This is a genomic window from Paenibacillus sp. PDC88 (genome assembly GCF_900106725.1).
In the GTDB taxonomy this organism is placed as follows: domain Bacteria; phylum Bacillota; class Bacilli; order Paenibacillales; family Paenibacillaceae; genus Paenibacillus; species Paenibacillus shunpengii.
In genome coordinates this window covers 38,368-52,425 of sequence record NZ_FNNT01000014.1, presented here as the reverse complement: position 1 = coordinate 52,425, position 14,058 = coordinate 38,368, and the positions used below count along the sequence as shown (strand labels likewise).

The following is a 14,058-nucleotide window of genomic DNA, read 5'->3' as shown; positions in this document are numbered from 1 at the left end:
AACAGGTATAATTATCCCTTGTTTCTTTCATATATAATTCGAAGCCCTTCCAGGGTGAGCATGGGATTTACCTCTTCGATCGTTCTGGTCTCACTTGCGATCAGCTCTGCCAGTCCGCCTGTTGCAATGACCTTGGGCTCAGCCTTCATCTCGTCCTTGATGCGCTCCACGATTCCATCCACTTGTCCGGCATAGCCGAATATAATTCCGGCCTGCATTGCATGAACGGTGTTGCGCCCAATCACTTTCTTGGGCTTCTCCAGTTCAATTCGGGGCAGCTTGGATGCACGCTGATATAGCGCCTCTGTAGAGATTCCAATTCCCGGGACGATGGCCCCTCCCAAATAGTTGCCCTCTGCATCAATACAATCAAAGGTAGTCGCTGTACCAAAATCAACAACAACCAATGGACATTGATAACGATCTATAGCCGCTACGGCGTTTACGATACGATCTGCACCGACCTCTCGCGGGTTCTCGTAGCGGAGATTAAGTCCTGTCTTAATACCCGGTCCTACCAGCAGCGGTTTTTTGCCTACATATTTGATGCACATCTCCTCCAGCACGTTCACGAGCGGCGGGACAACAGAAGAGATAATCACGCCTTCTATATCGGAAGCAGATATGCCTGACATCTGAAACAAGTTATGGATCATGACTCCATACTCATCTACAGTCGACTGTCTGGAAGTACTAATGCGAAAATGGTGAAGAAGCTCCTTCTTCTTGTAAATACCAAGTACAATATTGCTGTTTCCTACATCTACGACAAGAATCAAAGAGGATTATCCTCCTTTCTTTTCATTCAGATCTAAACTGATATCAAGGCTTTCAAAAGAGTAGGTTAGTCTGCCGACTGATATAATATCCACTCCCGTCTCAGCAATACCACGAATTGTAGCAAGCGAAACATTGCCCGAAGCTTCTATTTTAACATGAGGTGACCGGCTGTGGATACGCTGAGTTGCTTCACGCATCATCATGAGGTCCATATTGTCCAGCATAATGATGTCAGCGCCGGCTTCCAGGGCTTCATCCAGTTGTTCAAGCGACTCGACCTCGACCTCAATCGTCATGGTATGAGGGATAGCAGCTCTGGCACGCTGAACAGCCTCGGTAATCCCGCCTGCTCCTTTGATGTGATTATCTTTGATCATAACCGCATCATAAAGTCCAAACCGATGATTATGACCGCCGCCGATCCGGACAGCATATTTCTCAAGCATACGATGGCCCGGTGTTGTTTTCCGCGTATCGACGAGCCTTGTGTTAAGACCCTCCAGAGCATCCACATAGCTACGTGTTCTTGTCGCAATTCCGGACATCCTTTGCAGCAAATTCAGAGCCAGGCGTTCTCCCGTCAGAAGACGGTGTGTGCTTCCTTCCACTTCTGCGAGGATCGTTCCCTTAGTCACCACATCGCCATCCTGGACACAAGCCGTAAACTTGAGCTCTGGGTCTACAATTTGAAATACAAGCTCAGCGACTGTAATTCCTGCAATGATACCTTCATCCTTGGCGTGAATGACAGCTTTGGACTTATGTCCTTCCGGGATTGTCGTCAAGGAAGTAACGTCACCTGCACCCACATCCTCTTGCAGCCAGCCTTTAATTGATTCCTTCAATACTTCATTATATCCATTAAGCATGACTTACTTCCTCCACAATGTCCCGATCCCGCTGCTGAACCGTATGCATCTGCCAGCGATGATCATTTCTTACGGGATAATCCTCGCGATAATGGGCTCCACGACTTTCCTTCCGGTATAAGGCGCCCTCTGTAACCAGCAGTGCACAGGTCAGCAAATTTGCGAATTCGTATTCTTCCTGCTTATCAAGCTTGCTATTAAAAATAGAGCGTTCCTGCTCCAGTAGAATTTTACCCTTCAACAATCCCGATTCCGTTCGCCGCAGCCCTACTTGTCTAACCATCACCTTCTGCAGAGCCAGCCTTCGTACATGCACAGATTCCGAAGCACCAGCAGTAAGCTCTCGCTGAACGCGAAGTATAGAAGTATGGTGCTTGGTGTCAGGCAGCTGTCTAATTCTATCTACAATACGCTTGCCAAATACGATCGCCTCAGACAAGGAGTTGCTTGCCAGTCGATTAGCTCCATGCACCCCAGTTGAGGATACCTCGCCACATGCGAAGAGTCGAGGGATGCTGCTCTCTCCGTGCAGGTCCGTCTTTACACCGCCCATCATATAGTGAGCCGCTGGGGCTACAGGAATCCAGTCCGCTGTCATATCAAGACCATAGCTCATACAGGTCTCATAGATCGTTGGAAAACGGCGCTTAATGAGCTCTGGCGTCTCATGTGTAATATCCAGATAGACATGTGTTGCATGAGTGTCCTCCATCTCACTTACGATGGCACGAGCAACCACATCTCTCGGTGCAAGCTCCAGCTGAGGGTGATACCGCTCCATGAACCGATTTCCATGAATATTCCGCAGCACGGCCCCTTCTCCTCGTACAGCCTCTGAGATCAGAAATCTAGGCGCCTCAGGATAACATAATGATGTCGGGTGGAACTGGATAAATTCCATATCCCGAATCTCAGCTCCTGCCCGGTAGGCCATAGCTACACCGTCTGCCGTAGCCACCTCAGGGTTCGTTGTATAACGATACAACTGCCCTGCTCCACCAGAACAGAGAACAACGGCATCGGCTCGCACAAAAGTACGCTGACCATTCGCAGACTGGACAAGAGCACCGATGCATTCACCAGCTTCTGTAATTAAATCGATTACAAAATGCTCATCCCATACGTTAATGGACGGATGATCTGCTGCTTCTTTAGCCAGGGCTCTTACGATCTCATAGCCTGTTGCATCCCCATTGGCATGTAATATCCGGCGATGGCTGTGTGCCCCCTCTTGTGTTAGTGCAAGCTCGCCGTTCTCAATATCAAATGCCGTCCCCAGCTGAATGAGCTCCTGAACCCGGTCCGGTCCTTCACTAACCAGTACCTCCACCGCTTCGCTGCGGCACAATCCTGCCCCTGCTGTTAATGTATCCTGCATATGATAAAGGGGCGAGTCATCCTCGGCCGTCACGGCTGCAATGCCTCCTTGCGCGTACCTTGTGTTGCTCTCAAGGAGTGTTTTCTTCGTAATCATAAGAACCCGATGATCTCTGCTCGCTTCAATTGCTGTGTAAAGTCCGGCAATGCCTGAGCCAATAATCAGAATATCGGTTTCGATTCGAGGCAGTTCTTTCAAATCGAAATTAACCAAGTAAGAAGGAATCATCGTCTGCTGTCTCCCGTCTCTTCATAAAAGGTGGACTGCTCAAACATAGTGAATTATTTCACCTGCAACATACGCTCAAGGGACAAACGAGCACGATCAGCCACATCCTGCGGCACATAAATTTCGGGCTTCATGGTTTCAAGTGCCTTAGCCAGCTTCTTGAGATTGTTCACCTTCATATTCGGGCAGACCAAGAACTTCGTTGCAAAGTGGAATTCCTTATCCGGACTATCCACTCGAAGCTGATATCCTGTTCCGTCCTCCGTACCTACAATAAATTCTTTACATGCCGAATCTCTGCAATATTCTAAAATAGCTGTCGTACTTCCCACAAAATCACCCATCTCAACGACCTCTGGGCGGCATTCTGGATGAACAACAAACTCTGCATTCGGATATTTGGCACGCATTTCAACGACATCTTTTACGGTCAGCATATCATGAGTATTGCAATAGCCTTCCCAGATGATCATCTTCTTGTCTGTATGCTGCTGTACATAATGGCCCAGATTTTTATCAGGTACCCAAATAATTTCTTCTGCATCCAAGGATTGAATGACTTTAACTGCATTGGAAGAAGTACAGCATATATCTGTCTCTGCCTTGATCTCGGCCGAGGAGTTTATATATGTAACCACCTTTGCATTCGGATGCTGTGCTTTTAGCTTGCGCAGTCCATCCACATTTACCATGTCTGCCATAGGACAGCCGGCTCTTTCATCCGGAATAATGACTTTCTTGTCCGGTGCCAGAATCTTCGCGCTCTCTCCCATGAAGTGAACACCGCAGAACACAATAACATCGGCATCGGTCTGTGCTGCCTTCTGAGCAAGCAGGAATGAATCCCCCCGAAAGTCAGCTACCTCCTGAATCTCATCACGTTGATAATAATGTGCCAAAATAATTGCATTACGCTCTTTCTTTAACACCTTAATACGTTCCTTCAGTTCACGATTCATTTCTGCCTTACGCTCTAATGCTAATGCTTCCACTTGAAGACCCTCTCCCTTATATAAGCAATAGATAAAAACCGCTTTCACCTTTGTGATGCCATCGCTTGTTATTCGATTCACAAAGTACGACATACGAATACCATCGGTGGATCAATTTCATTCTCACTTGAATTTCTGAGTCCATGAAGCTGATTCAGGTTTACACCTAATTTACAGAAGGTTCCTCCATGTGTCAATTCACAAAATTGTCGCAAATTAAGGAGCATTGTCCATGTTAAATCAAAAAAACCGGAGAACGCTCGTGCGTTCTCCGGTTTAATCTCTTTTAATGACTCATTCATTACGTCGTTGGTTTGTTGTGATCGGGTGAATTTGCATCCCCAGACTCTGGGTTAGATGATGTTGTGTCAGGCTCTGTCTGACTCGGACCATCATTGGAAATATCACCAGGCTGAGATCCGTTGTTCTCTTTACCTTGAATACGGACACGCACATCACCAACATTATCGATGACAGGCTCGCCGCTCTCGGAAGAACCTCCAGACGAGTCAGTACCCTTGTCAGTAATGGCACCTTTCTCTATCAACTGCTTAATATCTTCAAGATCAAGCGTTTCTCTCTCAAGAAGAGTTTCAGCAATCAGATGCACTTCCTTAGAATACTTGTTCAGCAATTCTTTAGCTTGCTCATAGCATTCTGTGATCATGCGTCTCATCTCTTGGTCGATTTCATGGGCAATCGCATCACTATAGTTAGGCTCGTGTCCAAAATCGCGTCCCAAGAAGACTTGTCCTTGAGAGTTGCCAAATTGAAGCGGTCCGAGCTTCTCACTCATACCATATTCCATAACCATGCTGCGTACAATGCCTGTCGCTTGTTGGAAGTCACTGTATGCACCAGTTCCGATTTCACCGATAAAGATTTCTTCGGCAGCACGTCCGCCGAGCAAACCAGTAATACGGTCAAGCAGCTCCGGCTTCGTTGCAAGCATACGATCTTCTTTAGGCATCATGATAACATATCCGCCTGCACGTCCACGTGGGACAATCGTTACTTTATGAACCATATCGGCATGCTCCAAGAAATATCCGACAATCGTATGCCCTGCTTCGTGATAAGCGACAATGCGCTTCTCGCGATCGCTGACTACACGGCTCTTCTTCTCAGTACCGACAATGACACGGTCAATCGCTTCATCCATCTCACGCATGGAGATGTCTTTACGATTACGTCTTGCAGCCAGAAGTGCTGCTTCATTCAGCAGGTTCTCCAGGTCTGCACCGGTAAACCCGGTCGTACGCTTCGCAATAACATCCATCTTAACGTCTTTCGTAAGTGGTTTATTGCGCGCATGTACTTTCAGAACTGCCTCACGGCCTTTAACGTCCGGACGGTCTACCGTGATTTGACGGTCAAAACGTCCTGGGCGGAGAAGGGCTGGGTCAAGAATGTCTTGACGGTTCGTCGCAGCAATAATGATAATACCTTCATTTGCACCGAAGCCGTCCATTTCAACGAGCAACTGGTTGAGCGTTTGCTCACGCTCGTCATGACCGCCGCCGAGTCCGGCGCCGCGCTGACGACCTACCGCATCAATCTCGTCAATAAAGATGATACATGGAGCATTCTTTTTCGCATTCTCAAACAAGTCACGTACACGGGATGCACCGACACCGACGAACATTTCGACGAAGTCAGAACCCGAAATACTGAAGAACGGTACGCCTGCTTCTCCTGCAACTGCACGAGCAAGGAGCGTCTTACCTGTTCCCGGAGGTCCGTTAAGCAGAACCCCTTTTGGAATTCTTGCGCCAACTGCCGCAAATTTACGAGGATCCTTCAAGAACTCCACGACTTCGACAAGCTCTTGCTTCTCTTCATCAGCTCCTGCGACATCCTCAAAAGTAACCTTCTTCTTCTCTTCGTTATACAGACGTGCACGGCTCTTGCCAAAGTTCATCACTTTGCCGCCGCCGCCCTGTGCCTGATTGAATAGGAAGAAGAACAGAACAAACATTAAAATAAGAGGTATAAACGATGTTAGCAGTGTCAGCCAAATGCTGTCACCCTTCATCGGTTGTTGCTCAAGTTCAAAGCCATTGGTCTCGCTGGCCTCAACGATTTCCTGTACAGCAGTCTCAGTGTAAGGGATATACGTAATGAAATTTTCTGGTTTGCCTTCAGCTACTTCATTATATTGACCTGTTACACGATATGTGTAACCGTCAAATTGGAGGCTCAGATTCTTTACGTTGTTAGCGGATAACTCCTGCCGAAACTGATTGTATTTAGGGGTATCAGCCGCTTCATTTCCACCATTAATTACCTGGTAGATACCGACCACTACTAAAAATAAAATTAAATAAAAGCCAGAATTCCGGATGAACCGATTCATCCCCTACCTCCTCTCAAGACACTTAAGTTATTTTAACATAGCCATTCTGCCCTTCTCAACAAAGGGAGGAACGTTATCCTTACTCAATGGCTGGGATATCAGCTAGTGTAAATTTCCGGTTTCAAAATCCCGATGTAGGGGAGGTTCCGGTATTTCTCTGCATAATCCAAACCGTATCCGACTACAAATGCATCAGGCAGAACGAAGCCTGTGTAGTCCGCCTCCAGATCGACTTTCCGGCCTGAAGGTTTGTCAAACAAGGTTACCACTGTCGTTGACTTAGCTCCTCTGCGCTGCAAAAGATCAATTAGATGGGTAAGAGTAAGACCGCTGTCAATGATGTCCTCCACAATAAGAACGTCACGGTTCTCAACGCTCGCGTCAAGATCTTTAATGATTTTGACAACGCCTGACGACTTGGTCGAAGCACCATAGCTTGAAACAGCCATAAAGTCCATTTCAACGGGAACAGTAATGTTCTTCACCAAATCAGCCATAAATATAAACGCGCCTTTAAGTACACAAATGACTAAAGGATTGCGATCTGCATATTCCTTGCTCAGGATTTCTCCCAATTCCTTAATCTTGCTCTGAAGCTCTTCTTCACTAATCAATACTTCTTGAATATCGTTCTGCAACGTCGCGAACCTCCTAAGTTATACTATGAAAGTCTTACCTGCACCATTACTGTCACTCGGGCCCACTAAAGTTCCTCCACCAGCATTCGAATGATGGACGTAGAATCTTCACTTACCGGGAAATGAATCGAGCGACGTACGCCCGGAATCCAGATGATGTTTCCGGCACCATCGCATATTACGGGAATACGAGAACGCAGGGACGGAGGAATTTTGGCATCTATAAAAATATCTTTAACCTTTTTGCTTCCGTTTAATCCCATCACTTTCATGGTATCTCCAGGCAATCGCGAACGAATCGTAAGCGGCCATATGAATGTATTCGCATCAAACAGCGCTTCACTAGCAGAAACCGGCCTGGACCAACTGTCCAGACAGGATAAATGAAGTCTTGTGCCAATCTCAGTAAGATCCAATTGAGCGTCTCCATCCAAGAAATCCAACTGGTATTTATAATGCTCTAATACAGAAGACCTCTGGGTAGAAAAAATGATATGATCATATTCCCGAATGCAAACAATTCCTTGGCCTATATCGTGGCTCCACGTTGTGGGCTCATGCTGAACCGCACCTCTGCGAATGGTTTCAATCCTCGAAAAATCAACAAAATCATCGTTCGAAGGCAGATAATTTAATATTAATTTAATCAACCTCCGTTGTAAAGCGACATGTAGCTCCTTGAAATCAGTCACTTTAAAGGACAGGCTGCCCTCTGAATTTCGAACCATTTCGGAATACGTCTGCCGGGAGATAGTATCCATATAATCATCTTCAACACTCATGACCTCAGCCAAGCGATTCAGTGACTCTGTAAACTGAGCATTATATTGCCCCAAAAAAGGAAGTACATCCAGTCTAATCGCATTTCTTCTGTACTTCGTATTCATATTGCTGCTGTCAACAACATAGGGCAAATCATATTGTTCACAATGATGAACCAAGTCCGTCTTGTTAATACGTAAGCAAGGGCGGATAAGTTCCACGTTTTTTTCAAAACGTTTAATTTTTATTCCGGTGAGTCCCGAAGGACCGCTCCCCCTCAGCAAATGAAGCAGGACCGTCTCCGCCTGATCATCGGCGTGATGAGCCAAAGCGATACTATCCGCATCATACTTGGCAGCTATCTGATGAAGAAATGCATACCGCTTCTCGCGTGAAGCATCCTGTGCATTCCTTCCGCTGTCCTCGACATACTGCGGTATATTTACCCTTGTCATCTCGAACGGAATCAATAGAGACTCGGCGAATTCCCTCACGATCTCCGCTTCCTGGTCAGACTCAGCCCGAAAGCCATGATGAACATGAGCACAGATCAGTGTAAGCGGTGTGTGGTATTTCGAAATTTGGTGCAGGATATGTAAAAGAGCCACAGAATCCGCTCCTCCGGATACTGCGACCACGATCCGGTAACCCGGCTGCCATAAATCAAAAGACTCTGCCGTTTCTAGCACCTGAAGTGCCGTCTTGCTCAGCTTGTTGCGTCCTTCCATGCTGCTCCTTCTTTCTATAAATCAAGGTTAGCCTATGTACCTCTAAACCATCAGCGGAACAGGAACATAATCGCTCCCGCCATGATTAGAGCAGATAATGCAAACGATGGAATTAACCATCTAGGAGCGGGCTCAGATCTGGACTCTCTTTGCCGTTTAACCGGTCCATACACATGCTTCTTCCAATGTAGAAATGCGATCTCCGCATTTTCAAATTTTCCTTGAACCGCTTGTGCGAGCCAGCCTTTATATGGAGAGAGCCTCTCACTGCGCTGAATCAATGCAGTCAATGGACCCATTCCCCTTAATTGGGGGAGGCCTTCTCCGGCAAGCCGCTGTAATTCATCTCCCTCCGAGAGATGAATGAGCAGGAGTGCAAAGGAAAATACATCATATTCAGGATCTGCCACACGGCTTCCCGCGTTCCAGTATCCTCTATCATACCATTCTGTAAACTGCTTGGCACTGCGCCCGACAGGACTTACTCCGCCGTAATCAATGAGCTCAACTTCCCCATACCGGGTGACGAGTACATTTTGCGGCTTTAGATCACAGAATATATAGCCCAGGCGATGCAGCTCGGCCAGCTTCTTCAGCAGCCTAAGATCCGTGATCGTAATCCAGTCCGAGCCATGCTTCTGAATAAAATGGTGAATAGGTTCACCTCGAACATACTTCATCACGTAGAAAGGAATATCGATACCGTTAATCCGATAATCATCGACTTCCTTAAGATAGGAAGCGGACTTATGTCCAGCTTGCGAATACCGACTTTCGAGCGATGTCAGGACATTAATTTCTGACTGCAAGTCTACTCCATTAAAGCCCATCTTCAACGCATACCGGCCTCCACCCGGTTCACGCTGAACCAAATAAACGATCCCGTTTGCTCCCTTACCCAGCGTTCTCAGGATAACATACTTGCCCTGTTTCCATTTGCCGGTTACCACCGTTCCAGGAGAAAAATCAGGATCCAGCGGCATAGTCACCCAGCATCCCTTCTTTAGTCCCTTGATCATAAGATATAAGCTCGTGTTCGTTTAGTGTACCATAACGGTAGTAATCCATCACCTTTAATATTGCGGGTCCTGTAGGGGTTGCTCCCCTCATCTGGAGCCTGTTAAACATCGAGCGAAGGGCATGAACATCGTTTGTCCAAGGGATATCATTGACAGCATCCTCGCCCCCATGCTTTCCCGGAAAATGAAATACAGAGATTTGACTCATGCCTTCACGCGCTTGAAGGCTCAGCATTAAATCCCGGATTCCTTCCTCAACAGCAGGAAGCTTGGGCTTCATGCTCGCACTTGCGTCAATTAAGAGCGCGACCTGCAAGGGAGTCGTTTCACTCAAGTTGTCCATTACCTTCACAACCTCCGCGCGCTGATGCGGTGGAAGCTCCGTTAATGTCCCCTTGCCTAAAATTTGCTTCAGCTCTTTATTAACCGCCATCTCAATCGTCTGAACCACGGTTTTGCGTGTCATCATCTGCATCGTCTTGGCCAAATGAGGCGTACCGACGATACGGCTGATCCCCCCGCCTGCCTTCGCAATTTCATCGATCTCCTGACTTCCCAGCTCTCCAATGGTCCCATAATCCACTACACCGACCACATTGACGGTAATGCCCTCCTCCAAGGCATGCGCCGCTGCAAGAACCGGACTTGATCCAACATTCGAACATCCATCTGTAATCAGCAAAATCTGCTTCATCCTTCATTCCCCTTTCAAATCAACTGGATCATTCCTATTATTTCCAGTATGGATTTGATTCAAACGGGGGAAATTTTCTTTTCTTCTATATAATAGAGCCTGATCAGCTGACTGTTCTCGGCCGTTCCATTCGATCCATTCCTGGAATACGCAGTGTTGCCCATTCAGGTCTGAAGTGATCTACTTTGCCGACTACAACCGTCATGTCATCATGAATTTTATTTTGCTGATAACGAATCACCCTTTCTAGAAGGATATCGGCAATTTCCTGTGGATCTTCACTATCCAGCTCCTGAATCATCCGCTTCATCCACATTTCTTTATTCACCGCATAGCCGGGTGCATCATAGATGCCATCGGTCATCATAATGACGATATCCCCCGGATTCAACTGGATACTGACAAGATCAACCTCAATATCTTTAATAATTCCTATCGGCAGATTGCTTGCAGACACAGGGATCACCTCATCTCCTCTCTTGATAAAGCTTGGTGTTGATCCAATCTTCAAAAAGGTGGACTGGGCAGAATATTGATCGATCAGTGCCATATCCACTGTGGCATAAATCTCTTCCGGAGACCGCAGCATCAGAATAGAATTAACGGATTTAATGGCCAGCTTGGCATCCATTCCGGATTGAAGCAGCTGCTCCAAAATGTTAAGAGCCGTGCTGCTCTCCATTCTCGCCCGCTCACCATTGCCCATACCATCACTTAACGCAACAGCAAAGGTCCCATTCCCGAGCTCGACTGTACTGTAGCTGTCACCAGACAAGAGTCCTCCTCCCTTGGCTGCGCCAGCAACGCCAGTGGTTACTTCATAGGTTTTTGCCGAACCGAAGGTAACCGTCGCCAGACCCTGTTTTGGTAAAGTCATGACCTCCTCTACTACAGCAATGTGTTCATCTAGAATATCGGACAGCAGTGGTGCAATAATTTTGCGGCATTCATCAAATCCTTTCGTATAAGCATGTACGATCTCAATCTCGACATGACCTGCGTCCAGGTTAATGATGTCGATGCTGTGAATGGATAAACCGAGCTGCTCCAAAGCGGAACGAATCTGATCCTCCTGCTTATGCATGATCGTCGTTTCACGCTGGATTTCACGTGCCAGGTCCTCCATTACCTGAGACACGCCGGACAACTGCTCGGCAACCAGTACACGACTGTCGTATATTTGCCTCTTCCATTGCATATTATCTTGGTATAGCCCGTACTGACGCTTCATCACGTCTAATACAGCCTCCGTCTTGGCACAGGATTTGGTCCAGGAAGCAGGAATATCCTTGGCTTCAAAGTCTGGATTCTCTTCGATGGCCGACATCATCTCCGTCATATACTTGTATGTCTGATAGAACTTGCCGTCCCAGCACTGAGACTGCTTGAAGCAAGCAGCACAAGTCCCGTCAGCCACAGCATTCATGAAATGCTCCATGTCCTGTTGACCCTGCTTGATCTCAGGCACCTCCGACATCTGATCAAAGCTCTTCGACAGCTGCTTAAACACCTGTGAGAACCTTGTTACACGCTCTGCTGTCAGATCCCGAATCCGCTTCGCATACTCATGCTGATTATGACTATGATCCTGCGTGCCAGGCACGTATTTTGATATGACATTTAATATACTCTTCGGTGTCAGTAAAAAGAGCAAGATCGCGGCACAGCTCTCATAGGTTGATGTGATCACATCTCCTGTTCCGCCCAGATAAATGGCTAGAATGGAGGAGCCAAGCAGCATCCCAAGAGAGACAGCCATCTTCTTTCCTTCCTTCAGCATCCCCGCCAGCATACCGGAGAAAGCAAGCAAGCTCATCTGATAGATCGCTGACATATTGGCCAGACTTAGGATCAGTCCTGTAATTACCCCAACCGATGCGCCAAGTGGTGCACCCCCTACTAGAGCAAAGACAAGAATAAGATATCGTGACAATACATTCTCTGCGGATAGATTATATACCGTGAAACCGACAGCCCCTGTCATAACAGATGCCAGTAGAATAATAAGACACAGGATCTCCTCGCTGCGGAGGTTTACATTCTTCTTGCGATAGGTGAACACGGGAATGGCCTGAATGAACACAAGAGTGAGCACGAAGCTGAGTACAGCATCGATGGTCATCATTAGGACCGCGTACCATGTGAATGAGGGTCCGATCAGGACGGTAAACAAATTGACCATAAAGGCTGAAGTGAATACCATCACCGGTGCGTAAGACAGTTCTGTTTTGCCAAAAGACGAGAGTCCTCGATAGAGCAGATAGAAAATGCTGACCTCGGCGGCGATCGTAAACAGTGTGGGATAGGGAGCGAAAAAGCCTCCAGCCAAGATAGCGATCCCTACCGGGAGCAAAAAATCTCTTCTCAGGAACATAATGACGGCGAAGTAGGCTATGGCAAAAGGAGATAGCTCGTCCAATATCATAGCCTTTCCGAGCAAAAAACCCATTACCGTCAGCAGAATCATCCATTTCTTCTCCGCAATGAACTGTACAGCCTTCAGCGATCCCACCCAGGATTTGATTCTCATGCCCGCTTCTTTACGAATGGCTTTGCCTCCTTTGCCTGTTCTCAGTCCAGGGAAAGGTATTACATTCCACTTGTCCATTTAACTTGGCACCCCAATCGTTTGATTTGATGGTACCCATTATAGTCAGCTTGTTCTGTGAAAGTTTGTCAGAAACACAGACCGTGCCAAAAGAAATTTCCGACAAAAACAGGGAGTGTGCGAAAGTTCAGAGAAACACAGGCGAATGAAGTGCCCATCTAGGTTCGTCGGTTCCCACTCGAATCAAGTTACCCTATTTTGCATACACCCTTCTGCCTAAATCTGCTAGCGATATGAAAAGAGAATACTGGAAATCGCTTGAAACCTGTCGGACGATTCTTTACAAGCGACAAAAAAACCACAGACTCTAAAAGTCTGTGGTTCTTCCATACGTTACAATCTATGCGTAAGATCAGGTTGATAACTTACATACGTTTCGCGCCGCGGCCTCCACGTTTGCCTTCAGTGTTCTTCTTCAGCGATGAAATTCGCTCTTCGCTGTCTTTCAGGAAGCGTGACATTTTATCCTCGAATGAAGGCTTGCCGGAAGAAGGTTTGTAAGGACGCCCTCCCCGTTCACGATTGTTATAGCTGCCGCCGCCACTACCGCTGCCGCCGCCGCCAAATCGTTCTCTGTCTCCACCCGTGCGTTCCGGTCTTGGTGCTCTTGGCGGACGAGCCTGTTGTTGTACTTCACCTGCAGGACGATCTACCGCCTGCTTAATGGAAAGTCCAATTTTGCCGTCTTTATCAACGTTAATGACCTTAACGGTTACAACGTCATTGATCTTCAGGTGATCATTGACATCCTTAACGTAATTATCGGCGATTTCCGAGATGTGAACGAGACCCGTGACACCTCCTGACAGATCCACAAATGCTCCAAAATGCGTGATGCCTGTCACTTTGCCCTCTAACTTGGTGCCCACTTCAATTGCCATAGAATAAAATGATCCTCCCTTAAAATTATACAACCCGATTTTTGAATCTGTTGCGGTATGTCAATTATACCTTATGCCACAAAGCAAGGTCAACTGAGCGGACGCCTGCTTTATTGCCTATTTTA

General features: G+C 47.1%; 11 protein-coding genes. All 11 read right to left on the bottom strand.

Going from position 1 to position 14,058, the window contains the following annotated elements:
• Positions 1 to 11: 11 nt before the first annotated feature.
• The 11 genes from BLW49_RS26015 to BLW49_RS25965 all read right to left on the bottom strand — a co-directional run bounded on the left by BLW49_RS26015 (position 12) and on the right by BLW49_RS25965 (position 13,933).
• Positions 12 to 779 carry a type III pantothenate kinase gene (locus BLW49_RS26015; RefSeq protein WP_076315630.1) on the bottom strand — a complete coding sequence of 256 codons (768 nt, stop codon included), beginning with the start codon at positions 777 to 779 and terminating at the stop codon, positions 12 to 14.
• A gap of 6 nt (positions 780 to 785) precedes the next feature.
• Positions 786 to 1,649, bottom strand: coding sequence for a carboxylating nicotinate-nucleotide diphosphorylase (gene nadC, locus BLW49_RS26010; RefSeq protein ID WP_090727859.1), 864 nt, complete (start codon positions 1,647 to 1,649; stop codon positions 786 to 788).
• Positions 1,642 to 3,255, bottom strand: coding sequence for an L-aspartate oxidase (gene nadB / locus BLW49_RS26005; protein ID WP_090727857.1), 1,614 nt, complete (start codon positions 3,253 to 3,255; stop codon positions 1,642 to 1,644). The genes nadC and nadB overlap by 8 nt, the downstream gene beginning before the upstream one ends.
• 53 nt (positions 3,256 to 3,308) lie before the next feature.
• Positions 3,309 to 4,247, bottom strand: coding sequence for a quinolinate synthase NadA (gene nadA / locus BLW49_RS26000; protein ID WP_076315633.1), 939 nt, complete (start codon positions 4,245 to 4,247; stop codon positions 3,309 to 3,311).
• A 301-nt stretch (positions 4,248 to 4,548) separates the two neighbouring features.
• Positions 4,549 to 6,603 carry an ATP-dependent zinc metalloprotease FtsH gene (ftsH, locus tag BLW49_RS25995; RefSeq protein WP_076315634.1) on the bottom strand — a complete coding sequence of 685 codons (2,055 nt, stop codon included), beginning with the start codon at positions 6,601 to 6,603 and terminating at the stop codon, positions 4,549 to 4,551.
• A gap of 98 nt (positions 6,604 to 6,701) precedes the next feature.
• The gene (gene hpt, locus BLW49_RS25990; RefSeq protein WP_090727856.1) at positions 6,702 to 7,241 is read right to left on the bottom strand and encodes a hypoxanthine phosphoribosyltransferase; all 540 of its coding nucleotides are present in this window, start codon (positions 7,239 to 7,241) and stop codon (positions 6,702 to 6,704) included.
• A 65-nt stretch (positions 7,242 to 7,306) separates the two neighbouring features.
• The gene (gene tilS / locus BLW49_RS25985) at positions 7,307 to 8,731 is read right to left on the bottom strand and encodes a tRNA lysidine(34) synthetase TilS (RefSeq protein WP_090727854.1); all 1,425 of its coding nucleotides are present in this window, start codon (positions 8,729 to 8,731) and stop codon (positions 7,307 to 7,309) included.
• A gap of 50 nt (positions 8,732 to 8,781) precedes the next feature.
• The gene (locus tag BLW49_RS25980) at positions 8,782 to 9,714 is read right to left on the bottom strand and encodes a protein kinase domain-containing protein (protein ID WP_371264627.1); all 933 of its coding nucleotides are present in this window, start codon (positions 9,712 to 9,714) and stop codon (positions 8,782 to 8,784) included.
• Positions 9,698 to 10,444: a vWA domain-containing protein gene (locus tag BLW49_RS25975; protein ID WP_076315638.1), complete on the bottom strand. Its 747-nt coding sequence runs from the start codon at positions 10,442 to 10,444 to the stop codon at positions 9,698 to 9,700. The genes BLW49_RS25980 and BLW49_RS25975 overlap by 17 nt, the downstream gene beginning before the upstream one ends.
• A 103-nt stretch (positions 10,445 to 10,547) precedes the next feature.
• Positions 10,548 to 13,052 (bottom strand): stage II sporulation protein E, encoded by a 2,505-nt coding sequence (spoIIE, locus tag BLW49_RS25970; protein WP_076315639.1) that lies wholly within the window; start codon positions 13,050 to 13,052, stop codon positions 10,548 to 10,550.
• Positions 13,053 to 13,417: 365 nt separating this feature from the next.
• Positions 13,418 to 13,933 carry a S1 domain-containing RNA-binding protein gene (locus BLW49_RS25965; protein WP_090727851.1) on the bottom strand — a complete coding sequence of 172 codons (516 nt, stop codon included), beginning with the start codon at positions 13,931 to 13,933 and terminating at the stop codon, positions 13,418 to 13,420.
• Positions 13,934 to 14,058 lie beyond the last annotated feature (125 nt).

Excerpts from the sequence above, each read along its gene's own strand:
- nadC (WP_090727859.1), bottom strand. The coding sequence starts at position 1,649 with ATGCTTAATGGATATAATGAAGTATTGAAGGAATCAATTAAAGGCTGG.
- nadB (WP_090727857.1), bottom strand. The coding sequence starts at position 3,255 with ATGATTCCTTCTTACTTGGTTAATTTCGATTTGAAAGAACTGCCTCGA.
- ftsH (WP_076315634.1), bottom strand. The coding sequence starts at position 6,603 with ATGAATCGGTTCATCCGGAATTCTGGCTTTTATTTAATTTTATTTTTA.
- tilS (WP_090727854.1), bottom strand. The coding sequence starts at position 8,731 with ATGGAAGGACGCAACAAGCTGAGCAAGACGGCACTTCAGGTGCTAGAA.
- BLW49_RS25980 (WP_371264627.1), bottom strand. The coding sequence starts at position 9,714 with ATGCCGCTGGATCCTGATTTTTCTCCTGGAACGGTGGTAACCGGCAAA.
- BLW49_RS25975 (WP_076315638.1), bottom strand. The coding sequence starts at position 10,444 with ATGAAGCAGATTTTGCTGATTACAGATGGATGTTCGAATGTTGGATCA.
- spoIIE (WP_076315639.1), bottom strand. The coding sequence starts at position 13,052 with ATGGACAAGTGGAATGTAATACCTTTCCCTGGACTGAGAACAGGCAAA.
- BLW49_RS25965 (WP_090727851.1), bottom strand. The coding sequence starts at position 13,933 with ATGGCAATTGAAGTGGGCACCAAGTTAGAGGGCAAAGTGACAGGCATC.